General features: G+C 69.2%; 17 protein-coding genes. 12 read left to right on the top strand and 5 right to left on the bottom strand.

The window, feature by feature from the left end:
• Positions 1 to 3,013: 3,013 nt before the first annotated feature.
• Positions 3,014 to 4,606, top strand: coding sequence for a general secretion pathway protein GspE (locus A176_RS40045; protein WP_226994404.1), 1,593 nt, complete (start codon positions 3,014 to 3,016; stop codon positions 4,604 to 4,606).
• Between the two features lie 80 nt (positions 4,607 to 4,686).
• Here A176_RS40045 and A176_RS19705 read toward each other — a convergent pair whose 3' ends face one another.
• Positions 4,687 to 7,488 carry a vitamin B12-dependent ribonucleotide reductase gene (locus A176_RS19705; RefSeq protein ID WP_002639218.1) on the bottom strand — a complete coding sequence of 934 codons (2,802 nt, stop codon included), beginning with the start codon at positions 7,486 to 7,488 and terminating at the stop codon, positions 4,687 to 4,689.
• A 604-nt stretch (positions 7,489 to 8,092) separates the two neighbouring features.
• Between A176_RS19705 and A176_RS19700 the strand changes: the two genes are divergently transcribed.
• From A176_RS19700 to A176_RS19675, 6 genes are all read left to right on the top strand, one after another.
• On the top strand, positions 8,093 to 8,434 hold the full coding sequence (locus A176_RS19700; RefSeq protein WP_002639217.1) for a (2Fe-2S) ferredoxin domain-containing protein: 342 nt from the start codon (positions 8,093 to 8,095) through the stop codon (positions 8,432 to 8,434).
• 155 nt (positions 8,435 to 8,589) lie between these two features.
• Complete coding sequence (locus A176_RS19695) at positions 8,590 to 10,386, top strand: glycosyl hydrolase family 18 protein (RefSeq protein ID WP_002639216.1); 1,797 nt, start codon at positions 8,590 to 8,592, stop codon at positions 10,384 to 10,386.
• Positions 10,387 to 10,498: 112 nt separating this feature from the next.
• On the top strand, positions 10,499 to 11,587 hold the full coding sequence (locus tag A176_RS19690) for a hypothetical protein (RefSeq protein WP_002639215.1): 1,089 nt from the start codon (positions 10,499 to 10,501) through the stop codon (positions 11,585 to 11,587).
• 44 nt (positions 11,588 to 11,631) lie between these two features.
• Positions 11,632 to 12,225 carry an RNA polymerase sigma factor gene (locus A176_RS19685; RefSeq protein WP_226993928.1) on the top strand — a complete coding sequence of 198 codons (594 nt, stop codon included), beginning with the start codon at positions 11,632 to 11,634 and terminating at the stop codon, positions 12,223 to 12,225.
• Complete coding sequence (locus A176_RS19680) at positions 12,222 to 13,166, top strand: tetratricopeptide repeat protein (protein WP_002639213.1); 945 nt, start codon at positions 12,222 to 12,224, stop codon at positions 13,164 to 13,166. The genes A176_RS19685 and A176_RS19680 overlap by 4 nt, the downstream gene beginning before the upstream one ends.
• On the top strand, positions 13,163 to 14,395 hold the full coding sequence (locus tag A176_RS19675; protein ID WP_002639212.1) for a DUF7305 domain-containing protein: 1,233 nt from the start codon (positions 13,163 to 13,165) through the stop codon (positions 14,393 to 14,395). Before A176_RS19680 ends, A176_RS19675 begins: the two co-directional genes overlap by 4 nt.
• 38 nt (positions 14,396 to 14,433) lie before the next feature.
• Here A176_RS19675 and A176_RS19670 read toward each other — a convergent pair whose 3' ends face one another.
• From A176_RS19670 to A176_RS19655, 4 genes are all read right to left on the bottom strand, one after another.
• On the bottom strand, positions 14,434 to 15,936 hold the full coding sequence (locus A176_RS19670) for a hypothetical protein (protein ID WP_002639211.1): 1,503 nt from the start codon (positions 15,934 to 15,936) through the stop codon (positions 14,434 to 14,436).
• A gap of 139 nt (positions 15,937 to 16,075) precedes the next feature.
• Positions 16,076 to 17,230, bottom strand: a complete 1,155-nt coding sequence (locus tag A176_RS19665) for a lytic polysaccharide monooxygenase auxiliary activity family 9 protein (RefSeq protein ID WP_002639210.1) — start codon at positions 17,228 to 17,230, stop codon at positions 16,076 to 16,078.
• Between the two features lie 141 nt (positions 17,231 to 17,371).
• Positions 17,372 to 18,082 (bottom strand): Bax inhibitor-1/YccA family protein, encoded by a 711-nt coding sequence (locus A176_RS19660; protein WP_002639209.1) that lies wholly within the window; start codon positions 18,080 to 18,082, stop codon positions 17,372 to 17,374.
• Between the two features lie 99 nt (positions 18,083 to 18,181).
• The gene (locus tag A176_RS19655; RefSeq protein WP_002639208.1) at positions 18,182 to 19,654 is read right to left on the bottom strand and encodes a hypothetical protein; all 1,473 of its coding nucleotides are present in this window, start codon (positions 19,652 to 19,654) and stop codon (positions 18,182 to 18,184) included.
• A gap of 349 nt (positions 19,655 to 20,003) precedes the next feature.
• Here A176_RS19655 and A176_RS19650 point away from each other — a divergent pair, with 349 nt between their 5' ends.
• The 5 genes from A176_RS19650 to A176_RS19630 all read left to right on the top strand — a co-directional run bounded on the left by A176_RS19650 (position 20,004) and on the right by A176_RS19630 (position 24,043).
• Positions 20,004 to 20,438 carry a hypothetical protein gene (locus tag A176_RS19650; RefSeq protein ID WP_002639206.1) on the top strand — a complete coding sequence of 145 codons (435 nt, stop codon included), beginning with the start codon at positions 20,004 to 20,006 and terminating at the stop codon, positions 20,436 to 20,438.
• A gap of 277 nt (positions 20,439 to 20,715) precedes the next feature.
• Positions 20,716 to 21,216, top strand: a complete 501-nt coding sequence (locus A176_RS19645) for a hypothetical protein (protein ID WP_002639205.1) — start codon at positions 20,716 to 20,718, stop codon at positions 21,214 to 21,216.
• Positions 21,217 to 21,296: 80 nt separating this feature from the next.
• Positions 21,297 to 21,674: a hypothetical protein gene (locus A176_RS19640; RefSeq protein ID WP_002639204.1), complete on the top strand. Its 378-nt coding sequence runs from the start codon at positions 21,297 to 21,299 to the stop codon at positions 21,672 to 21,674.
• Positions 21,675 to 21,694: 20 nt separating this feature from the next.
• Positions 21,695 to 22,297 carry a hypothetical protein gene (locus tag A176_RS19635; protein WP_002639203.1) on the top strand — a complete coding sequence of 201 codons (603 nt, stop codon included), beginning with the start codon at positions 21,695 to 21,697 and terminating at the stop codon, positions 22,295 to 22,297.
• Positions 22,298 to 22,309: 12 nt separating this feature from the next.
• Positions 22,310 to 24,043: a tetratricopeptide repeat protein gene (locus tag A176_RS19630; RefSeq protein WP_002639202.1), complete on the top strand. Its 1,734-nt coding sequence runs from the start codon at positions 22,310 to 22,312 to the stop codon at positions 24,041 to 24,043.
• The last annotated feature ends 55 nt before the right edge of the window (positions 24,044 to 24,098 follow it).

Here is a 24,098-nt window from a genome sequence, read left to right as displayed (position 1 = left end):
GTTCCCGACGCCCGCACAGGGCGCTGCACCTCCCGCATGGGAGCAACGCTCGCTGGCGGAGAGCGCACTCGTCGAACACGCAATGCCGCCTTCAGGTCCGCACTCGGTCGAGTTGCCGGTGCCGTCGGAGCATGCCTCGGATGCACCGCTTGAGGCAGTGCATGAGGATGTTGGTGTTGGCCACGTACTCGCGAACGTGTTGGTGCCACCCAACGATCCGCAGGTCGCGGATTCGCCGCTATCGTTCGTGGCTTCGGATGCTCAGGCTGCGGAAGGTGTGTCTGCTACCGGAGATGGTCCGGTTCCTCTCGATGCGCAGCCGCTGTCGACGGTTCCGGAGACTGTCGCACCTGCGCCTCTTGGCGATGTTCCCGTTGTGCAGCTCGATGCGCTGATTCCGTCTGCGGTGAGTGCGGAGCCCCAGTCGCAGGAGGTCGCGAGTGCGGCTCCGGTGTCCTCGGTGGGCACCTCGAGCGTGATGGGGGAGGCCTCCGAAGTCGTTGGCGCCGCCGTTCCTCACGAAATTGGCGATGTGTCGGCAACGCTGTTGCGGCCTGAGAACGAAGCTGCTGCTGAGCCGCCCGCGTTGCTGCTGTTTGCTTCGGATACCGTGGCGTCCGAGGACTCCGACGAGAGCGCGGAGGCTGCCTCGGCGGTGCATGAGCGTTCGGAGGTTTCAGCTCCGTCGAGTTCTGCTGTGGAGTTGGAAGCCGCCGCCGGGTCGCCTGCGAGTGCTGAGGCCACGGCCTCTGTGCCTGCTACCACCAACGAGGGGCCGGCGGCTGGGCTGTCTGCGCGCGTTGATGCCGCAGTTTTCGCTGAGGCCCCTGCCTTCGGGGAGACTGCTCTTGAGTCAGCCGCGAGCGTTGATTCCGAGGCCTCCTCGGAGGCCCTCGTAGGCCAGACGACTGCCGCTGAGTCGGACGCGGGCATCGGTGCCGCAGCCGCTCCGGGTGCTGTCGCAGGTGACGTGACTGCGCCTGCTGCGAGCAGTGATGCCGTAGTCGCTCCGGCTGCTGTCGCAGGCGATGCGACTGCGTCTGCATTGGACGCAAGCATTGGTGCCGCAGTCGCTACAAATGCTGATTCAGGCGATGCGACTGCGTTGGACGCGAGCAATGGCGTCGTAGTCGCTACAGATGCTGATTCAGGCGATGCGACTGCGCCTGCGTTGGACGCGAGCAATGGCGCCGCAGTCGCTACAAATGCTGATTCAGGCGATGCGACTGCGTCTGCATTGGACGCAAGCATTGGTGCCGCAGTCGCTACAAATGCTGATTCAGGCGATGCGACTGCGTCTGCGCTGGACGCGAGCAATGGCGCCACAGTCGCTACGGATGTCATCGCTAGTGATGCGACTGCGCCTGCCGCGAGCATTGGTGCCGCAGTCTCCACAAACGTCGTCGAAGATGAGGCGGTTGCGCCTGCCTCGGACGCGAGCGATGGCACCGCAGCGCCTAGGGATACTGTCGTGTTCGAGGCGACTGCCTCTGAACCGGCAGCGAACATTGATGATGCCGCAGTTGTCACCGCTGCCGCTGAAGTCGCGGTGACTGCGGCTGCCTCGGTTACGGGCGTCGATGCCGCCGTCGCGACGGCGGCCCCTTCATTCGCTGTGCCTGCGTCTGATGCGAACGCCGAAGCGACAGCTATCGCGCAGGAGAGTGCTTCATCTGCAGGGACTGCTTCCGAGCCGCCCGCTGAAGCTGCGGCTATCGCGCAGGAGAGTGCTTCAGTTGTAGAGACTGTCTCCGAGTCGCTCGCAGAGGCTGCGGATAGCGCTTCACTTGCAGAGACTGTCTCCGAGTCGCTCGCAGAGGCTGCGGATAGCGCTCAGGAGAGTGCTTCTGTTGCAGAGACTGTCTCCGAGTCGCTCGCAGAGGCTGCGGATAGCGCGCAGGAGAGTGCTTCTGTTGCAGTGGTTGCCTCCGAGGCTGCAGCTATCACGCAGGAAAATGCTTCCGTTGCGGCGCCTGCGACTGAGCGGGTCGCAGATGCGGAAGCTATTTCGCAAGAGCGTGCTTCTGTTGCGGAGACTGCGTCTGATGCGCCCGCAGCGATTGCGGCTATCTCGCCGGAATGCGCTTTCGTTCCGGTGCCTGCAGATGCGTCGCCCGTCGAGATTGTGGCCATCCCGCAGGAGAACGTCTCTGTCGCAGCGTCTGTGACTGAGTCGTTCGCAGGGAGGGATGCGGCGCCTGTGGCTGAGCCGCTCTCCGGGGCGGAAGCTAACTCGCAAGAGCATGCATCTATCGCGGCTCCCATGCCTGAGTCGCCCGCGGGCATGGGGACGTCAGTCTCTGCTGATGCCATTGCACTCGCGGCGTTCGACTCTGTGCCGGTTGCGGCGAGCATTGATGCGGTCATTCTCGCGGATGCCGCTGCAAGTGCGCGCATTGAGACCGTGGCAATCACGGATGCCGCGTCCTTCGTGGCAACGGAGTCTGCGCCGGTTGCGAGTGGCGAGACCTCCTCCTCTGTGGACGCAGCCGCAATCGCCGCGCCTGAGCTGCCAGCGAGCGTTGCTGCCGCCGTCTCCTCGGATACCTCTTCAGTCGCGGTGCCTCTGTCTGAGTCGCCAGAGCGGCCGAACGGCGCCTCTCTGGACGCCGCTGCTGTCGCAAGCGCCACGGTCGAGTCGCTCAAGAGCACGGATGGCGAAGCCGTTGTGGGCACCCTCGCTGCTTCGATGCCGCCACTCGCGAGTGGCGACGATGCGTCGGCTGAGGGCATCGGTGTTGTTCCGAGCGATTCGCTCGTACCGCCCGCGAGCAACGAGGGTGCGGTTTCAGTGGGCACCTCCGTTGTCACGAACGCGCCGTCTGCGAATGGCGATGGTGAGGCCGTCGAGACCAGCGCCCTGGTTGTGGGCACGACGTTGGCATCCTCGGAGAGCACGGGTGGCTCTGCTGTCATCGCGGGTCCTGAGTCCGGAGTGTCCTCGAGCATCGACGACACCGCGACCGTCACGGGATCGACTGGGGCTCCCGCAGTCCCTGCCGTCGCGGACGCCATGACTCCGGTCGACGAAGCGGGGGGCGCGCAAACGCCTGCCTCCAACGCGGCTGTTGAACTGAGCGCTACGGAAGCCGCCGAGAAGGTCGTGCCCACCGCCGCGAGCGACGTGGCCGAGGGGGCACCCATCCAGAGCGTACCGGCCGCCGTGCAGGGGGAAGTCGCTCACCCGGTCAGCGATTCCGAAGCCGCCAAGGTCCTTGCTGAAAGCGCGTACGAGGCGGCTCAGCACTCGCCAGTCTCGGAGCCTCGGAGCGACGCCTCCGTCACCGAAGACGCACCACCGCCTCAGGACGAAGCAACGGCGACGCTGTCCACCGACACGGCGTCTTCCTCGCTCGCCCCGTCGCCTGACGACAACACGCCGGCCGTTCTCGAAGCCCCTCCCGAACTCGCAGCCGCCGCCGTCTCGGACGCTTCTGCCTCGACGCCCGACGGAGCGACGCGGCCCGGAGAATCCTGGTCGGTCATCGCCGTATCGAGCGTGGACAGCACCGAATCCACAGCGCCGAGACCCGCGTACAGCGACCTCCATCTGGACGTCGAAGTCACGCAGCCCTTCGGCGTGCGCTTGGAGAGCACGGACGTCGAAGACGCGGAGTCCTCCACGGAGGCGCCCGACGACGCGCAGGGCCCGGCCGACGCACCGACAACGCCGCTCAAGCCACGCGGCTTCGTCGTCGCGGAGCACGGCGCTTTGCTCACCACGCCTGTTGCGCCTGTCATCGAGCACGACCTCCAGGCCGGCGCTGGCGCCTCCATCACGGGAGAGGTGCCATCCACGCCACGCGCGCCCATCGAACTGGACGACCTGTCCGGAACCTCCGACGAACCGATGCAGCTCGCGTCGACGTGGGAGTTCGTCGGTTGGCAGGGCGGGGACGACACGGGCTCCATTGGTCACACGCCGGAGACGACGTGGGCGGACCGGGTGGTGGACCTCGAGGGGCCCGCGGTCGCGCCAGCGGCCACGGAGATGCCCCTGGCCTCCGCCTGGGACTTCATTCAGCAGCCGTGGCAGCCCCAGGCGCAGGAGCCCGCGGAGGTCATCACCGCGCTCCTCGCGACCGCGGCCAGCGCTTCCACGGAGGTGCCTCCAGGCGCGCCGGCCGTGACGGCCGAGCAGGTCCTCACGGCGCTCGACGCGGTGAATACGCAGGGCACGCTCGGCAAGGTGGTCCTGGCGTACTGCGCGGGCCGCTTCCAGCGCGCCTTCCTCCTCGGCGAAAGCCTGGGACTCGCGCGCGTGGGGCACGCCTGGGGACCCGGCAGTGAGAGCGAGGCGGTCGCCGGCCTGAAGGTCGACCTTGAGGCGCCGTCGCTGCTCCTGGCGGCGATGTCCTCCACGGGCCCCAGCGTCTTCACCGCGCCGGCATGCGCCCAGGACGAGGCCATCTTCGCCGCGCTGGGCGGCACCAACGCCTCGCATCTGGCGGTCATCGCCATCCGGAACCAGGGGCACGCGGTGGCGTTCATCGTCGCGGACCACGGCCCGGAACCGGTGTCCACGCCGGCCCTCGACGAGCTCACCCGCGTCGCGGAGAAGGCCTCCGATGCCTTCGCCCGGCTCCCAACGGCCCGCCGCGGCTGACGCGGGGGAGGGGAAACGCAGAAGGGCTCCGGAGCACATCGCCCCGGAGCCCTTGTCACTTCAAGCGCCTCGCACCGGTCTTAGCTGCAACCGCTGGTCGCGCCGCAGTTGCTGCATTTGTAGCAGGCACCACTGCGCACCATGATGGCGCCGCAGGTGTGGCACGGCGGCGCGTCCGCCTGATTGAGCCAGGTGGAGCGCTTCGACGAAGAAGCCGCCGGAAGCTGCTGCACCGGCGCCGTCTGAGCGGGCAGGGCCTCTCGTGAGGCACGGACGTCCACGCGGTCCAGCACGGCGTCCTCTTCCCCGCTCGGCAGGAACTTCAACTCCAGCCACCGGAAGATGTAGTCGGTGATGGACTTGGCGATGGGGATGTCCGGGTTGCCGGTGAAGCCACTGGGCTCGAAGCGCGTGTGGCTGAGCTTGTCGACCAGCACCTTGAGCGGCACGCCGTACTGGAGCGCCATGGACACGCTGGTGGCGAAGCTGTCCATCAACCCGCTGACCACCGAGCCTTCCTTCGCCATGACGATGAAGAGCTCACCCGGCAGGCCGTCCTCGTACATGCCCACCGTCAGGTAGCCCTCGTGGCCGCCGATGGAGAACTTGTGCGTGATGGAGCGGCGCTCGTCCGGCAGGCGCCGGCGGACCGCGCGGGGCTCCGGCTGGACGGCGGGGGCGGGCTCGGGGGCCACGGTGGCCTTGGCCGCGCGGGTGTCCTTCGCCGAGTCCTTGGCCGTGTTGAGCGGCTGGGTGCGCTTGCAGCCATCGCGGTAGACGGCAATCGCCTTGAGGCCGCGCTTCCACGCCTCCAGGTACGCCTTCTCGATGTCCTCCACCGTCGCGTCGGACGGCATGTTCACCGTCTTGGAGATGGCGCCGGAGAGGAACGGCTGGCAGGCCTCCATCATCTGGATGTGGCCCATCCAGTGGATGCTGCGCTCACCCTGGGCCGGCTTGAAGGCGCAGTCGAACACCGGCAGGTGCTCGGCCTTGAGGTGCGGCGCGCCCTCGATGGTGTCCTGCTTGTCCAGGTGGCTGATGATGTCCTGGGCCTGCGTCTGCCGGTACCCGAGCTTCTCCAGCGCGAGCGGCACCGTCTGGTTGACGATCTTCAGCATCCCGCCGCCCACCAGCTTCTTGTACTTGATGAGCGCGATGTCCGGCTCGATGCCGGTGGTGTCGCAGTCCATCATGAAGCCGATGGTCCCCGTGGGCGCCAGCACCGTCACCTGGCTGTTCCGGTAGCCGTGTGTCTCACCGAGCGCGAGCGCGCGGTCCCAGGCGTCCTTCTGCGCTTCGTACAGCGCGGTGCTCACGCCTTCCGGGGCGACGTGGTACGCCGCCTTGCGGTGCTTGCGCATGACGCTCAGCATCGGCTCGGCGTTCTTCGCGTAGCCCGCGAAGGGGCCCTGCTTCTCCGCCAGCCGCGCGCTCATCGCGTACGCCTCACCGCACATCAGCGAGGTGATGGCCGCCGCGTAGTTGCGGCCCTCGGCCGAGTCGTAGGGCAGGCCCGTGGCCATCAGCAGCGCGCCCAGGTTGGCGTAACCCAGGCCCAGCGGGCGGTAGTCGTGGCTGTTCTTCTCGATGCGCTCAGTGGGGTAGCGCGAGTTGCCCACGATGATTTCCTGCGCCATCAGTAGGATGTCGACCGCGTGGCGGAACGCCGTCACGTCGAAGTCGCCGTCGATGGTGCGGAAGTGCATCAGGTTCAGGGACGCCAGGTTGCAGGCCGAGTCGTCCAGGAACATGTACTCCGAGCAGGGGTTGGACGCGTTGATGCGCGCCGTGCCCGAGCACGTGTGCCAACTGTTCACCGTGGTGTCGAACTGCATGCCCGGGTCGCCGCACAGGTGCGCGGCCTCGGCGAGCTCCCGGAACAGGTCCTTCGCCTGGTGCGTGTCCAGGGGCAGGCCCTCGCGCACCGTGCGCGTGGTCCACGGGCCGTCGTTGACCACGGCCTTCATGAAGTCGTCGGTGACGCGCACCGAGTTGTTCGAGTTCTGGAAGAACACCGACGAGTACGCCTCGCCGTTGAAGGACGGGTCATACCCGGCCTCGATGAGCGCCCAGGCCTTCTTCTCCTCGCTCGACTTGCAGCGGATGAACTCGAGGATGTCCGGATGGTCGGCGTTGAGGATGACCATCTTCGCCGCGCGGCGCGTCTTGCCGCCGCTCTTGATAACGCCGGCGAAGGCGTCGAAGCCGCGCATGAACGACACCGGGCCGGACGCGGTGCCGCCGCCCGCCAGCAGCTCCTTGCTGCCGCGGATGGTGGACAGGTTGCTGCCCGTGCCACTGCCGTACTTGAAGAGCATGCCCTCCGTGCGCGCCAGCGTGAGGATGGACTCCATGTTGTCCTCCACGCTGTTGATGAAACACGCGGAGCACTGCGGCTGCGCCTCGACGCCGACGTTGAACCACACGGGCGAGTTGAAGGACGCCTTCTGCCGGAGCAGCAGGTGCGTCAGCTCCGCGTGGAACGCCTCGCGGTCGGTGTCGCGGGTGAAGTAGCCGCCTTCCACACCCCAGCGGGTGAGGGTGTCCACCACGCGGGCGACGAGCTGACGCACGCTCGACTCACGCTCCGGGGTGCCGGGCGTGCCGCGGAAGTACTTCGACGCGACGACGTTGGTCGCCAGCATCGACCAGGACTTCGGCACCTCGATGTTCTTCTGCTCGAAGACGGCCTTGCCGTCCTCGCCAGTGATGCTGGCGCTGCGGTACTCCCACGCCAGCTCGTCCGCGGGGTCCACGCCCGGCGTCGTGAAGAAGCGCTCCACCGTCAGGCCCGCCGTCGTCGCAGCACGCGCCTTGCGCGCCGGCGTCCGCCGCGCCTTCCCATTCACCGTGGACTTCGAGCTCAGCTCTTTATCCATGTCGCCACCCTCCGCGAATTCACTGTGAGTTCGGATGCAAAATTTGCAAAACGCTAACGTCGCGAGATCCCAACAGATCCGATGACGCATCCGCGATGCGATGCGGTGATCTCGGATGGGGATTCGCGACGGGGGAGCAGGGGCGCGTCCGGCCCCTCGTTCGATCTGCAGGAGATGCCCGCCAGACTGCCGGACGAGGCCATGGATAGACCCCTGTAGCACCGCCGTCAAAGAATCTGTCGGTACAACAAATGGTACCGGTCAAAATCATACCCACAACGAATTGTGTATAGGGGCGGGGTGAAGACCTGGGACTTGCCTGCCTGCCCAGCCGCTACAGCGTGTATCAGGGACGCCGGATCTAGAGCCCTCGCGAGGCCTTGGCAACACATGCTTTGCAGTGCCTGCGTACAGATGGCGAGCCATGTATCGTCACTTCAAGGCAAGCGAGCGTGATCATTGGAAGACGTTTGCTGTGAGTCTGTGCACGGCACGGGTCGAAACAAGTGATCCAATCTGGAGCGGGCAGCGGATCAGCGCCTGGAGCGGTCCTCTGGTGAACGAGGCCGTCGATTTCAGCCGGGGCCCGCGTTAGGAGGCGGACATGGCACCTCCCTTTCAACGCCACGTCTTCGTCTGCACCAACCGCCGCCCGGATGGGAACCCCAAGGGGTGCTGCGCCAGCAAGGGCGCGGAGGAGGTGCGCACCGCCTTCCGCGAGGAGCTCGACAAGCGCGGCATGAAGGGGCGGATGCGCGCCAACGCGGCGGGCTGCCTGGACACCTGCTCCTTCGGCGTCGCCGTCGTCGTCTATCCCGAGGGCACCTGGTACGGCGGCGTGAAGGTGGAGGACGTGAAGGAAATCGTCGAGCAGCACCTCATCGAAGGGCGCCCCGTGGAGCGGCTGCTGATGCCCTTCTCGCGCAAGGCGCAGCAGCCGGGCTAAGACTCGACACCCGGGATTAACCCGAAAAAATAGACCCTGCGCTCTCTCTGCGCGAACCCGTCGAGCAGCAGCGCGGGCGGCGTCAGCAGAGGCGTGGGGCTCGTCAGCTCCAAGGCCATTGCGTTCGTGCGCCCGTCGCCGCGAGGAGTGCACGCATGCGTCGCAGTTGGTGGGCCTCTGGCCTGATCGCCACCGCCTTGAGCGTGGCTGGCTGTGATTCCGAAGTCACGACGTTCCACGAGATGGACCGGCTGTCGGCCCACGCGTCCGCGCTGGCCGCGGAGTGGGCCGCGGGCGTCTCGTACAACGTGGGGGCTCGTGTCACGTATCAGGGCCGGCTCTACGAGTGCCGTCAGCCGCACACGTCCCAGGCGGACTGGACGCCGCTGGCGGTGGCGGCGCTGTGGTTGGACCTGGGCCCCGCGGGCAGTGACGTCGACGCCGGCACGGGTGGCAACGACGCGGGCACGGGCGGGGATGTCACCGCGCCCACCGTGGGGATGACCGCGAGCACCTCGCGCATCACCGTGGCCGGGCCGCTGTCACTCACCGCCACGGCGACGGACAACGTGGGCGTGACGCGGGTGGAGATTCTGGAGAACGGCTCCGTCGTCGCCTCCGGGACGTCGTTCAGCCGGGCCTTCACGGGATGGGAGCAGAACGGGACGTACGTCTACTCGGTGCGCGCCTATGACGCCGCGGGCAACATGGGGACCACGTCGGTCACCGTGGTCGTCGAGATTCAGGGTGGGCCGCCGCCGGGTGGCAAGAAGATCGTCGGCTACTTCACCGCGTGGGGCATCTACGCGCGCAACTACCACGTGTCCAACGTGCCGCCGTCGAAGCTCACGCACATCAACTACGCCTTCTCCAACATCACGCCGGATGGGCGCTGCGTCCTGGGGGACCCGTACGCGGACATCGACAAGGGGGCCGGCTGGCCGGGTGAGTGGGACCCCGGCGCGCTGCGCGGCAACTTCCGCGCGTTCAAGGAACTGAAGCGGACGAACCCGCACCTGAAGCTGCTCATCTCCGTGGGCGGCTGGTCCTGGTCCACGCACTTCTCCACCGTGGCTTCCAGCGCCGCCTCGCGCGCGGCGTTCGTGAAGTCCTGCGTGGACCTCTACATCCGGGGGCAGTACCCGGGCGTGACGCCCGCCAATGGCGAGGGCGTCTTCGACGGCATCGACATCGACTGGGAGTACCCCGTGGGGGGCGGCCTGCCGGGCAACAGCAACAGCCCCGCGGACAAGCGGAACTACACGCTGCTGATGCAGGAGTTCCGCAGCCAGCTCAACGCCGTCACCGCGCAGACGGGCCGGCCGTACCTGCTCACCATCGCCACGGGGGCGTCGCCCGACCTGCTGGAGAACAAGCAGGAGACGAAGAACCTGGCCGACGTGCTCGATTGGATCAACGTGATGTCCTACGACTACCACGGTGCTTTCGAGCCCACGACGAACTTCCATTCGGCGCTCAACCGCGTCACGGGAGACCCGGGCGCCGCCGTGGGCTTCTACACGGATGGCTCGGTGGCGAAGATGCTCCAATTGGGCGTGCCGCCCGCGAAGATTGTCGTCGGCGTGCCCTTCTACGGCCGGGGCTGGGGCCGCGTGCCCAACGCGAACAACGGCCTGTTCCAGTCCGGTGTCCCCATCAATGGCACCTGGGATGACGGCTCGTCCGGACCCACGGGCGTGTTCGACTTCAAGGACATCAAGAACCGCTTCGAGCGCGCCGGTTCCGGTTACACCAAGTTCTTCCACCCGGAGGCGAAGCAGGCCTTCGTGTACAGCCCGGCCACGGGCATCTGGATTGGTTACGACGACGCGCAGAGCATGAGCGCCAAGGCGGACTACATCCTGAGCAAGAACCTGGGCGGCGCGATGTTCTGGGAGCTGAGCGGGGATGACGGCTCGCTGCTGGATACGTTGGCCCAGAAGCTGCGCTGAGCGCCGTGACGTGAAGCGCTGGCGAATGGGCTGACAGCCATTGCCAGCGTGTCGTGAAGCCATACGCCGAGGGACTTCTGTTCCCCGGCGTCATGGCGATAGGGTTTGCCGCATGTCCCTCGCGGCTGCTGTCGTGTTGGTGGCGCTCTCCAGCGCATCCATGGCCGCCGAGCCCTGGACCGCCGTGGCGCGCGTCGCCTCCGAGGAGGAGGCCGCGCTCCTGGAGCGGGTGAAAGGACAGAGCAGCGACCTGTCCGTGACGCTCGAGCCGTCCCCCGGTGGGTCGTTGACGGGAACGCCGGTGGAGCAATGGCGCGCGGCGGAGCAACTGGCCGCGCGGCATGACGCGCGCGCCGTGCTCTGGTTCGTGCGGGAGGGACAGGACGTGCGCGTCCTGGTGGCGGAGCTGGACGGACGTCACTTGTTCACGCGCGAGGCGCGGCTGGGCGAGGTGCCCGGGACGTTGGAGTGGTCCGCGGGCGCGGAGGCTCTGGCGCTCGCCGCGCGCTCCGCGTTGCGCGCGGTGGATGCGGGCGCGCCGCTCGGGGTGGTGGTGCCTCCCCGAGTGGACGATGCCCCGATGGTGACACCGCCGGCGTCGACGGCGCGCGCGGTGGACGCCGTGCCTCGAGATGCCGCGGCGACTTCACTCGCATCGCAGCGTGAGGGCGCGGTGGGGACGTGGTGGCTCTCCGTGGGCGGGCACGCCGCGTTGGATGGCTACGCACGCGCGGGACATCAAGGGGTGTCCCTGGGGGCGGGGTGGCAGCCGGGCCGGTGGCGGCTGCGCCTGCAACTGCTGGCGGGGCTTCCCGCGCGGCTTCGCGACGCACGCACCGAGGTGTCCCTGGGCCAGCACGCGGCGTCCGCGTGGGCGGGCTGGCCGTGGGCCGTCACGCAGCGGCTCGATGTCGAGGTGGGTGTGGGGGCGGGCGCCGTGGTGTTTCGCCGCCGAACGTCGGTACTGGCCCCCGACGTGGAGGCCGCGCCGCCAGCGATGACGTGGGCCCTGCTCACGGGGCCGGAGCTCCGCGCGCGGTGGCGATGGGCTGCTCGCCTGGGCGTGGAGGCGGGGCTGTCCGCCGAGGTCCTCCTGGGGCGGCCCGAGCTTCGCTACGTCATCGATGGAAACTTCGTCTCGCGCGGTGACGGTTGGGCCCTCCGTCCACGCCTGCACGTGGCGTTGGTGGTTTTTCCGTGAGCGCGGATGACCCGAATGGGCCGGGGTCGTCCTCCATCTCCGCAATGAGGAGCTTGGGCTCACAGCCAGCGGGCAGGTCTCGGGCGGCGGAGGACCCGCGCATCCTGGCGGCCATCCAGGGCGAGCGCGAGGCGACGGGCGCATTGTTGTCGGAGCTGCTCCCCCGGGTGCGAAACCTCGTGCGTTATCTGGTGCGAGGTGACTCGGACGTGGAGGACATCGCGCAGGAGGCGCTCATCGCCCTGGTGCGTGGGCTCCCGTCCTATCGCGCCGAAGGCCGCTTCCAATCCTGGGCGGACCGGGTGGTGGCGCGGACCACATTCGCCTGGATGAAGCGTTCCCGGGGGCGCGAGGCCCAGCACGCGGACGCGCCGGTGGAATTGGTGGCGGTTCCCTCCGAGGACGCGCTACCGGACGAGTATGTTCATCGCCGGCGCATGATGACGCTTCTGGACCGGCTTTCGAACGAGCAGCGGCATGCGCTGGTGTTGCATCACGTGTTGGAGTTGAGCGTGCCGGAGATTTCGTCGGAGTTGGGCATCCCCTTCGAGACGGTGCGCAGCCGGCTCCGCTTGGGGCGCACGAACCTGCGCGCCCTGGCCACGGCGGAGGATGGCGGAGGGGAGGCACAGGGATGAGTGACATCAGGGAAGAGGGGGATGACGCCCTGACCGCGCTGCTCCCGCCGCTCGACGAGGCCGCGGGGCCCGCCCGGCGCATCTCCCGGGAGAAGTCGGCGGCGATGGTGCTGGCCGCGCTGGAAGCGAGCACGCTGACGGTTCGGGCGCCGCGAAGGCCTTTCGGAAAGCGGCCTCCCGTCTGTCTCATGACGGGAGCCATCCTGGTGGCGGGGGCCGCCGCCGCAATCTGGAGCTTCACGCGCTCCGCACGCACGCCGGAGGTCCAGGCGAAGACGGCCGTGGAAGTGAAGGCTGCGCACGCGGAGGCTCCGCGAGCCGTGGATGCACCCGGTGTGACGGAGCCTGCCCGCGAGGTCCTCGCGCAGCCCGAGTCCGTCAGCGACGTCCCCGCGTCATCCGAAGTAACGCGCGAGGTCCGCGCGCAGTCGAAGGACTCCGGGACGGTCGCTTTTCGAGCGCCGGCGCAGGGAGTGGATTCATCGAGCGGGGCCCCCGAGGTGGGCACGGCGCGACCTCGTCAACCAGCGTCCGGGGTGGCACCTCCCGCCGCCGCTCGCGCCGCGGAGGACCTGCTGCTCAAGGCCAACGGCCTTCGCTCCAAGGGCCAATGGAAGGAAGCCGAGTCCCTCTACCTGCGCGTCATCCGCGCCCAGCCATCCTCGCTCGCGGCGTATGTCGCGCGAGTCGCGTCGGGGTCGCTCCGCCTGGAGCACCTGGGCGACGCGCGAGGCGCCTTGCTGCAGTTCAAGGCGGCGCTCCGGCTCCAGCCGCGAGGGGTGCTCGACCAGGAGGCACAGCACGGCCTCGCGGAAGCTCACCGCGTGTTGGGAGACCGTGACGCCGAGCGGAGGGCGCTGGAGTCCTTCCTGGCCACGCACCCCGATTCACCGCTGGGACCGTCCGCGCGGGCGCGCGTCCAGGAGCTGTCCGCGCGATGAGCGGTCGATGGCACCTGACGGCGGCGCTCGCCCTGGCGATGGGCGGCTGTACCCGAGGTGACCTCGTGGCCATCGTGACCACGCCGGATGGCGGTGGGACGGGTGCCTCGGCGGATGCGGGAACGCAGGATGGGGGAGGGCCCCCCGACGATTGGGAGGCGTACTGCGCGGGACGCGGACCTCCCATCTTCGTGGGCGAGGCGGAGACCGACGCGCACGTGTGCAGTGGGCGCCTGGCCGAGCAGACCTTTCGACAGGCGCTCTGCACCTGCGAGGGACTGACGCTGGGCGCCTCCCTCGACGCGGATGCCTTCCGGGGTTCGGCGGGGACGTACCAGCCTGGTGGCGCTGGGGGCGATGTCGGCGTCAACGGTGCCTTGTCCGCCAACGACACGGTGAATGTGGGTGGCTCACTGCGCGTAGGCGGCGCGGGAGGACTCCAGCTCGGCCGCGCCTTCTACGTGGGCGAGACGCTGCACAGCAGTGGTCCACTGTCGGGAAGCCCTGTCTCGGCCTCCGTGGTTGGAGATGCGCGCGTGCGCGGTGACGTGTCGTTGCCCGCGTTTCACGTCGGTGGCGTGCTCACGGTGCCGGAGGGCGCGACGCTGGGCCCTGTCGAGGCGTCGGCGGTCCGTCGCGAACCCGTGGACCCCGTCACGCCTTGTGCATGTGATGAAACCGCGCAGGTGGATGTCACGGGCCTCATCGCGCGGCATGCGCATGACAACGACAACGCGGCCATCGGGCTCGACGCCGCGGCGATGGAGGACATCGAAGGCGAGCGGTCCCTCGCGCTGCCCTGTGGCCGCTTCCACCTGACACGCATCACGGGAACGGGCCGCGCGACGCTCACGGTCCGCGCGAGGACGGCACTCTTCATCGAGGACATCGTCGACCTGGCCGAGGGGCTCACCGTGGACGTCCAGGCGCCAGGAGAGCTGGACCTGTTCCTCGGGGGCTCGGTCGCGGTGGCGGGGCCGCTCTCGCTGGGCTCCACGGCCACGCCGTCACGTGTCCGAGTCTACGTCGCTGGGGCCAGCGTGCTGGCGCTGTCAGCGGGCAGCACGCTCGCGGGGAACCTCTACGCCCCGCACGCGACGCTCAGCTTGAGCGGCGGAGCGGAGGTCTTCGGCTCCGTGTTCGTGCGCCACGTCGAGGCGTCCGGACCGCTCCGTCTGCACTACGACGCCGACATCCGGGATGCCGGCGCCGCGTGCTCGGAGGACTGACGGTCCGGACGGAACCGTCAGGTCTCCGGTGTGAGTCTTCAGTTGCTCAGGCCCAGCCGACGGTCCTCCAGCGACGTCAGGCGCGCGGCGTCGTAGATGCTCCGAAGCGTCGGGTTGGTGATTTGCTCGCCGAAGAGCCTGTGGAACGGGATGGCGTCACGCGCCTTGTCCGGATCCCGCTGGACCGCGTCGGTGACCCACTTCTCGATTTGCCCCAGCGTGAGGTTCTGAAGTTGTCCCAGGCCCGGAATGCTCGAGGTGGGAATCACGTCCTTGAGCTTGAAGATGAGCCCCGCGAGCCCGGCGGCGGCCTCGTTGTTTTTCTTCAGCTCCTCGACGGAAAGCAGGAAGCCGCCTTCGATGGCGCCCAGGAGGCTGCCCATGGAGCGGGCCAGGCGCTGCGTCTCCTGCGAGGGCGGGTTGGCGTTCGCCTGGGTCTCCAGTGCGGCGCGCATGTCGCCCAGCTTCGTGTTCACGAACGAGCGGAGGGCGTCCTGGCCCTCGAAGGGGGGCTCCGTGAAGAGCGTGCGGGTGAAGAACTCGGACAGCCTGCCCGCGCTGGCGCTGCCGACGGAGCCGGAGAGGTCGCTGGCCCCGGAGAGAATCGCGTCCGAGTGCTCCATGAAGAAGCGAGCCGCCGCCGCGCGAGACTCGGGGTTGGTCCCCACCTGCTGGATGCTGTCCAGGAACAGCTTGAGCGACTCTTGTGTCGGAGGCTTGATGGCGCTGGCCGCGTCCAGCAATCCCCCGAGCGCGCCCGTGCCACCGGAGATGATGGGGTTGTTGAGGTTCCCCAGCACCTTGCCGATGCCGTCCGGGTTGTTCTTCAGGAAGTCCTGGAGCTGCTCGGGCGGCAGACCCGCCAGGGCGGTGGCGACGGCCACGGAGCGCGCCGGGTCCGGCGTGTTGCCGTCCGACATGATCTGCATCTCACGCTGCGCGTAGGCCGTGATGAGCTCCGGGTTGCCTGTCCCGGCGACAATCTTCGCCAGCCCTTCGTGCGTTTCGCCACCCCACGAGCCACGTCCATGGGAACCCACGCCCGCCGTCAGCTCTTCAACGGTGACGGCGCCCGAACGGAAGGCCGTGTCCAGCGCGCTGGACAGCACCTGCTGGTCCGCCGCGCTCAGCCGCCCCGCCTTGTCGAGGATCTGACCGGCCACGGGGCCGAAGGCGAAGAGGTTGTCCATGAGCGCCGCTTGCATCGCGGGGTCTGGGTTGTCCCTCAGGAAGTTCACGAGGACCGACGGGTCCCGGCTGTTGGTGGCCTCCTGGAGGACCTGGTTCACCGACGCGACTTCGGACGGCGTCAACGGCCGTGCCGTGACGGGGGCCTGCGGCGTGATGGGTTGACGACCGTTGAGGTTGGTCGTTGCCCGGTCACGAGCCACGTTGGGCTGGAAGCCATCGGCGTTGCGCTGGGTTCGGACCTGACCGGAGGTCGCCGCATCGGCGCCCTGACGCGCCAACGGCTGCTCGGTGCCCTGCCTGCTCGTGGGGGCGACGGCGGTCGGGGTGCGCCGGTCGATTCGGGGAGACATGCTTACGCCTTTCTCGGGAACGACATGAAGGTCAAAGCCTTCAGGATTGTCGGCCCGGGCCGCGCGGATGTTGCGGCCCGGGCCGTGACAAACCCGTGTCTGTCATTCGGAGATGGCGCGTCGTGTCATATGTCTGCGCTCAGGGAATGCGCTCCCAGGCGTCCTGCCAATTCATCCCCGTACTCGGTGCGTAGTGGAGCGCGGAGCCCTTGCACCAACCCGAGTAGGGGAAAGGCTTGCAGCGGTAGCGCAGGCCATCGGTTCCCCGCACCACGGAGCCCGCCGTATAGCTTTCAAGGCCCGCCGGGTAGATGGGGTCGCCATTGCCTCCGGGCGGCGGCTTGGTGATGTCGAGTTGGAAGGTGTAGCCCGTGTCGCGCGCGTAGACGCGGTTGGCCGTGGCGTTCTGCACCGGGTTGACGCGTCCGGCGGTGTCGAGCACGCCCACCTGCACGCGGTTGGAGGCGGCGTTCACACGCTGCGCGAGGCCATGAATCCACTGCGCCGCGGGCGTGGCGGCGGGCAGCGGGTGGACATGCGATTCGGCGTCACCTCCCTGCGCGTCGAACACGCGCAACGTCACCGAGCTCCCCGCGGGCAGGTCCTCGCGGGCCTGCACCTGGCCCAGCTCCCGCCAGGAAGAGGGCGGAGGCGGCGTGTTGCTGAACTTCACGTCGGTGCAGGCATAGAAGGCCTCCGGGCTGTCCGAGCGCTGCCAGATGGCATAGAGGACGTGCGAGCCCGTCTTGCCCTGCGGGAAGGGGCAGTTGAGGCGGTAGCGGTTGTTCTGCGCGGAGACGTTGGTGATGGAGCAGAAGGGGTTGGCCTCCAGGTCCGACCACTTCAGCGGCAGCGCGGGGTTGTAGCCCTCGCGCGTGACGTAGAGGCGGAAGTAGCCGGTGGCGTGCACCGCCGTCGCGTGGAAGACGAACTCGAAGCGCCCCTGCGCGTCCGGAGCGATGAGCGTGGACGGCCAGTCCGTGCGCGCCAGGTCCAGGCCGCGGTGGCTCTCGTTCGCCCCGCTGCACAGCTTCCCGTCCGGGATGATTTCGCGGTGCCGGTCATTGGCGTTGCCCTGGCGCACGCCGTTCCAGTCGTAGAGCGCCTGGGTTCCGCCGGCCTGGATGAGCGCCTTGCAAGCATCGGACTTCGGCGTCTCGGGCCCTTCCTTGAAGCAGCCATAGACGCGACTGAGAGGTACTTCCATGGAGCCGTGCGCCAGGGCGACGCCCGCGGACAACATGGACACGACGGCGAGCGAAACGCCCAGACACCGTTGCACTGCTGAGGTCATCCCTTCCTCCTGTGATGGGAGGAGGGAGGGCGCGCACCTGGAAATCGGGTCAACGGCGTCTGAAACGGCGAAGCGGCGGTCGTGCCCGGGGAGGGGACACGCCGCCGCTTCTGGACCGCTGAACCGAGGTGGGGCGCTCGACTACCGGCGCGAGCCGGTCAGCCGCAGCAGGGCGATGAAGAGGTTGATGAAATCCAGGTAGAGCCGGAGCGCGCCGACGATGCTCAGCGCGGCGATGCTGTTGTAGCCCGCACCCGCGTGCATCGCGCGCAGCTTCTGGGTGTCGTACGCCGTCAGGCCGGCGAAGACGACCACGGACGCGCAGGCGACGACGAAGCCCATGGCGTCACTGCGCAGGAACAGGTTCATGATGCTGGCCAGCACCACGCCCACCAGACCCATGAAGAGGAAGGTGCCCCAGGCGCTCAGGTTCTTCTTGGTGACGGTGCCGTAGATGGCCATGGCGCCGTAGACGGCCGCGGTGAGGAAGAACGCCTGGGCCAGGCTGCCCATCGTGTAGATGGCCATCAGCACGGACAGCGTCATGCCGGTGAGCGCGGAGTAGCCCAGGAACAGCACGCCGGCGACCGGACCGGACAGCCGGGGCGCCAGGAAGGAGAGGGCGAACACGGCGCCGAGCTGCGCCACGATGAACCCCAGGCGCCACTGAATCACCGTCTCGAACACCGCCGGGTTGCTGAACGTCAGCGCCGCGGTGAAGCCCGTGACGAGCAGGCCGATGAACATCCAGCCATGCACGCGCGACATGAACGCGCGCTGTGACTCTTGAACGAGGATGGAGTCAGCGGCGTCGCTGCTGCTCGCCTGCCACCCCGAGGTTTCCCAGGCCATGAATCTGCTTCCTTTCGAGCCAGGAGCCTTCCCGGCAGCGCACTGCTTATAACGCGTCCGGCCCAGGCGTGCGCGCGGCCCTGGCCCACGTGAAACCCCTTAAAAGGCCTTCCACGCCATCAAAAGCTTGGAGGCGACTTCCGAGGTGATGAGCGGCAGCACGCCGCCGCCGCCGACGATGTTGACGATCTCCGACATGGAGCCCCGACACACGCCGCCCCACGCCGGCTGCCGCGCCAGCCCCACGGAGGCGTACGCGGAGTAGTCCACGAAGAAGGACGCGGGCAGCACCGTGCCGTTGGGTTCGCAGAGCAGGTGATCCTCCGGAGGAGAGTCCACCACCTCCTGCACCACGAAGCCTCCGCCCGCGGTGTCCGCCGCCGTCCGGGCACACAACTCCGCCCACGTCAGCGGTGTTCCGTAGGCGCTCGTCACGCGCTCCGTGTAGGGCACTGTGCCCGCCGAGCGGCCCAGGAAGACTGCTCGGCCGCCGTAGTCCCACGCCCGCTTGAGGACGAAGCGCTGAGGGGCCGAGGCGACCAGGGCGACGAGGTCGTCCACCCGCGCGCCGTCGGGTCCCACTGCGGGGCCCGGGCGGAACAGCCGCGTCCACGGCACCGAGGCGCGCACGGCTTCCAGCTCCTCGCCCGTGAGGCGGGCGGCTTCGGCCAGGGCGGGCTCGGCCAGGGCCTGGGACAGGCGCGCGAAGGTCAGCTTCACCTCCACCTGCGAGGCGGGCGGGTTGAGGAACACCGCCTTCTTGCCGGGCACCGTGCTCAGGAAGTCCTCCACCCACGGGGAGGGCGACTCCTCCAGGCGCCGCACGAAGAGGTGTCGGTACACCAAGTCGTACTTCTTCCCGTTCGCCACGAAGGCGCTGTCACCGGACACCTCGTCCGGGTGGACCAGGTCGGCGTCCGCGCCGAACTCGCGGAAGCGCTCGCACAGCCAGCGCAGCTCCGTGATTTGTGCGTCGTTGCGGCGGCACAGGAGCGCCACCGTGTCCGGCATCCGCCCGTCGCGCTCGGCGGCGTAGCCATCCAGCAGCGCCCGGTACAACGCCAGCGCGTTGCTCCCGTTGAGCGACAGGAGCGCGTGCAGCGACTTCTCCGGATAGCGGAAGTAGCGGCCCACCACCTCGATGAAGGTGCGGGCGGCGATGTCGGAGTACCCCTGCATGGCCGGGATGGTGGCGTTGACCTCCAGGGCCCAGGGCTTCCCACCGGCGACGAAGTAGTCCACGCGGGTGGTGACCAGCCGGGTGGACTGGCTCCAGGTGCGCTCGGCGAGCGTGCGCTCGAGGGGGGACAGCGAGCCCAGGAGGAGCTCGGCCTCGTCGCCTTCGAGCAGGGCGCGCGCCATCTTCGCGGTGGCGGAGGACAGGCGAGCGGACAGCTCCGCGCGGCGGCGAATCTCCGAGGCGTCCAGCACCACGGGCGTGGCGGTGATGGGAATGGGGCGGGTGCTGCCGTCCGGCCGCGTGACGGCCAGGCCGCGCTGGTAGGCGAGCCGCGCCAGGTCGGGCGCGATGTGGCGCGCCTGGCTCCGCAGCACGTCGATGAACTCTTGCACGAAGTCGTGACCTCGGGAGGGTACGCCCCGGCTTCTGCCGGGCGGCGGCACCCTACGCCTGGAACGGTCCGTCGGTCCATGACGGCGGTGCGCTCCACCTACACCGGGCGCATGCCTTTTCCCCCTCCAGGGGGCCCTGGACCGCGTCATGAGGCCCTCCTGGCTGGCGGGCGACCGGCGCGCACGCTGTCGCTGGAAACGTGCTCCTTGGTTGCCTTTGTTTCCAAGTTGCTATTGCAGGGGTTCGCGGAGATGTCGCCTGGCGGAGGCCGCGTGATACAGTCTGACTTGCGCGAACGGCCTGTCTGGCTTACAACGTCAGACGCCGTTCAACCAGGAATGCCCTGACGTGAGCCGCTCCACCCACCGCCAGCCCGTGAGTCCCGTCCGGTCGCGCCGCATGGCGTTGCCGCTCGCGCTCCTGTGCGCGCTGGCCTACGTGGGCAGCGTCATGCACTTCGCCCTGGTCCAGCACGCCACGTGCCTGGAGCATGGCGAGGTGATTCACGTGGAGGCGGGGGATGACCACGGCGCGGGGCACGTCGAGGCGTCCTTCGACGACGTGCGTCTGGCCTCCCGAGGCGCGGAGGCGGATTCCCACGGGACCGACGCGCACTGTGTCCACGCCTTCTTCCGGCGGGAGGCACCGCCTCCGCAACAGGCGGCGCCGTCGCTCCGCGTCGCACCCGTGTTGTCCCAGCCCGCGCTGGCGGTGTTCCGGTTCCACTCGGAGCCCGTCGCCCGGCTGCACCTGGCTCCCAAGGCGTCTCCGCCTCGCGCGTGAGGTCCGGGAGTCTGCTCCTTCACGCGGCCTTGCGCGCCGTGTGAGCCCTGTCATCGGCTAAAGCCAGACACACTCCGTCCACCTCGCGTGGGCCGTGAGTCATTGCGGCTTTGTGTCCGTTGCCGTGGCTGAGCTGTCTCACCGCGCCCGTTCTTCGTGCCCATCGCACGGCCCCTTCCATTCCCACGTGTCCGTGGCGGCACCCCTCTGTTCCGAGGGCGTCCGTTGCGGTCGCGCGGGCGTGGCACACCCGCAGTTCGTCCCGTGGAGTAACACCATGAAGAAGAAGCTCCTGGCCGCATTCCTGCTGTCCACCGCGCTCGTGTCCGCTGGTTGCGGCGATGACCATTCCGACGATGACCACGGCGTTGACGCCGAGGCGTGTGAGCACCTCCAGAATGGGCCCGCAACCTCCGTCATCGCCGCGCTGGGTGCGGGTGAGCCCCCCGCCATTCGCGCCGACCACCGCCGCTACGACATCACGCTGGCGGATGGCCCTGACGGCAAGCAGGGCGCCGTGTCCTTCGCCGCGACGGAGGCCACCGACTACGTCATCTACACGAACGCGGCCGTGGCCCTGTCCGTCACCACCGCGAGCGGTGAGCCGGTGGAGATCGAGGAGAGCGCCAGCAGCTCCGAGGGTTGCACCGACATCAAGGGCCGCCACGTGGTGCCGCTCACGGTGGGCACGCACATCCTGACCTTCGGCCCCACGTCGGCCGCCACCGTCTCCGTCCTCATCGAAGAGGCGGCGCACGACCACGGCCACGAGCACTGACGCCGCTTCGGGCCTTCACGGCCCGTTCACCCGGGGCCGGCGCCCAGGTGCCGGCCCCTCGTTTCCCCAGAGAGAAGACCATGGGTTCCTTCCAGCAGTTCCTGACCGACAAGAACATCACCTCCCAGACGCTCCTCCGCCTGTCGCGCCAGCTCGAGTCCCGTGGCTCCGAGGGCCGTGTCCTGTCTCGCAAGCGCGTCGCCCGCCGCCGTGACAAGGACGCGCAGGGCAAGAGCTACGCGTCGCTGAACATCGCCAAGCCGAAGAGCGGCCGGGGCATCAGCGCGCAGCAGCTCCAGGCCGCGCTGGGCGACCGGCCGTTGCCGGCCCGCGTGCGCGGCAAGTTGGTGCGCGCGGTGAATGCCGTGCTGGGGAAGCAGGGCGGAAGCCCCGTCGAGGCCCCCGCGCTCTTTGGCAGCAGCCCCGTGCGCCGCGGCGCCAGCGCGAAGAAGTCCTAGCCCCGAGAGGAACTCCGCCCATGTCCGGCCACGCCCTGTCCACCGTGATTCCCTGCGAGCTTCAACGCGAGGGGGACCGCCTGTTCGACCTCTCCATGTGGTGCCTCGGAAGGGACGTGCTCTGTCCCGAGGGGAACCTCCTCGTGCGCAGGGGGCTTGTCCGCCACGCGCGACCGGAAGGGGTGGAAGGGCAGAGCCCCTATACGGTGGATTTGCCGGAGGGGAGGCGGTTGTCGCTGTGGGGTTTTGGCGCGCTGTGTGAGTGCGGCGAGGCCGTCTTCGTCCCGAGGTCGGGCTTCATGCCCGTCCTGCTGGACACCGCGCCGGGTGCGCTCCCGTTCCGCGCGGAGGACCTGAGTCCGCCGCGCATCCCCACCACGGGGCGCGAGCGGCGGGCCCTTCGCGCGGGGCTCGTCTCCCTGGCGGGGTGGTTGGCCTCGCATGAGGAGTGGGTGTCCCAGGAGATGGGCGCGTCCTGGCGGCGCACCTGCTTCGCGGCCCGGCGCAAGGCGCCGCCTGTCGCCGCGGATGCGCTGGCCGTCTCGTGGCGGCGCTTCGCCTCCCGCCTGCGTTCCCTGGATGCTGGATTCACTGTCTGCACCGCCCCGGTCTCCGGGGCCTGAGGAGAGGACCTCATGTTGGCGCGACTGCTCCGAGCCGATGAACCTTCCGTCCATGCCCGCGCACCGTGGGAGGACGTCGCCGACGAGGCCTTGCCGCCGCCGCGCGTCCGCGACGGCCTGGGGGCCGCGCACCTGGAGGTCAGCACGTCCCGGCCGCAAGCCCAGGCCTGGTTCGACCAGGGGCTGCGGTGTCTGCACCTGGGGTGGGGTTCGGAAGCCCGCCGCGCCTTCGCCGCGGCCACGCGCGAGGACCCGGCGCTGGCCATGGCGTGGTGGGGACTGGCCCTGTCGCGGGGCCCCGGCGCGCGCTTCGCCGCCGCCCGAGCGGAGGCCATGGGCCACGCGTTGGCGCTGAGCGAGGGCACCTCGGACCGGGAGCAGCGCTACATCGTCGCGGCCAGCCTGCTCGCGGAGAAGGGGCCCGCGAACGGGCGCCACGCCTTCGTGCGGGACATGGAGTGCCTCATCGACCGCTATCCCGAGGACGGCGACGCCAGGCTGTTGCTGGCGGGCTTCCTGGTGGACGGGTACGAACCGGACGGGCGTCCCGGTCAGGGCCAGCCGTACGCGCAGGCGCTGTTGCGCGAGCTGCTGCGCTCGCACCCAGACCACGCGGGCGTCCACCACGCGTGGGTGCAGGCGATGCTGACCAGTGGCCGGCCGGAGGCCGCGCTGGAGAGCGCGCAGCGGCTGCTGTCCCTGGCGCCGCGGGCCAGTCCCGCGCTGCTCGCCGCGGGCCGCCTGCTTCAGAGGGTGGGGCGGGTGCACGAGGCGCAGCACGCGCTCGAATCCGCCGTGGCCGCGGACGACGCCTACCTGGCCGAGGAAGGGCTGACCGTCACCGATGCACCTGGCGCGGAGGCCGCCATGCGGCTGCTCAGCCAGGGCTGCGCGGAAGCGGGGCAGTACGGCGAGGCGCAGGCCTGGGCCCGGCGCTTGCGGCAACGGATGGAGGGCGCGAGCGGGGACAACCAGGGCCTCCTCTTCGCCGCCTCCACGCTGGTGGCCGCGCACCTGCGCTTCGGCTTCTGGCGCGCGGCGGCGGACGTGCCCTTGGAGCTGTCCACCACCGCGTCGTCTGCCGAGCTGGCGTATCGGGACGGCCTGCGCCTCTACACGCGGGGCCTGTGTCTGCTGGAGGCGGGGCGGTTGGGCGAAGTGGAGCGCACCTGCAACGCGCTGGACGCGCTGCATGCGCCGCTGGTGGAGACGCGCCGCTCGGAGGATGGGGCCCTGTGCCCCAGGGACGTGGCGCGCGTGGTGGAAGTGGCCTCGCAGGAGCTGCGGGGCGCGTTGGAGGCGCGCCGGGGTGAAGTGGGCCGCGCCGAAGCGACGCTGACGCGGGCGCTCCGCCTGGAGCGGAGGCTGCGCACCGCGGGGCCCCCGTCCTTCTCACGGCCCGCGCGCGAGGCCCTGGTCCGGTTGCGGCTGCGCACCGGCCGCGAGGACAAGGCCCTGGAGCTGGCGCGGGCCCTGGTGGCGGAGCGGCCGGCCAGCGGACACTTCCGGCTGCTGGCGGCGGAGTCGCAGGTGGCGCTGGGCGCGTGGAGCGGCGCGGTGGAGGACTTCTCCGCGTTCCTCGAGCGCTGGTGCTGCGCGGATGCACACCTGCCGGAGCTTCGCCGCGCCCGGGCGTTCATCGCCGGACGGGGCCGTCTGCTGCGCCTGGTGCGGCCCCCGGAAATCCTCGCCCTGCGCGAGCCGGACGTGGCGCCTGTCTCCGCCCAGGGGACGATGTCCTGTTGAGTCCCCGCGCCGCGCGGGTCTCCGGCGGACGCTCCCGCGCACCGGGGCCGCCCGC

It is taken from the genome of Myxococcus hansupus (genome assembly GCF_000280925.3).
In the GTDB taxonomy this organism is placed as follows: domain Bacteria; phylum Myxococcota; class Myxococcia; order Myxococcales; family Myxococcaceae; genus Myxococcus; species Myxococcus hansupus.
Note: the sequence above shows the minus strand (reverse complement) of the source record. Positions and strands in the feature narration are given on the sequence as shown.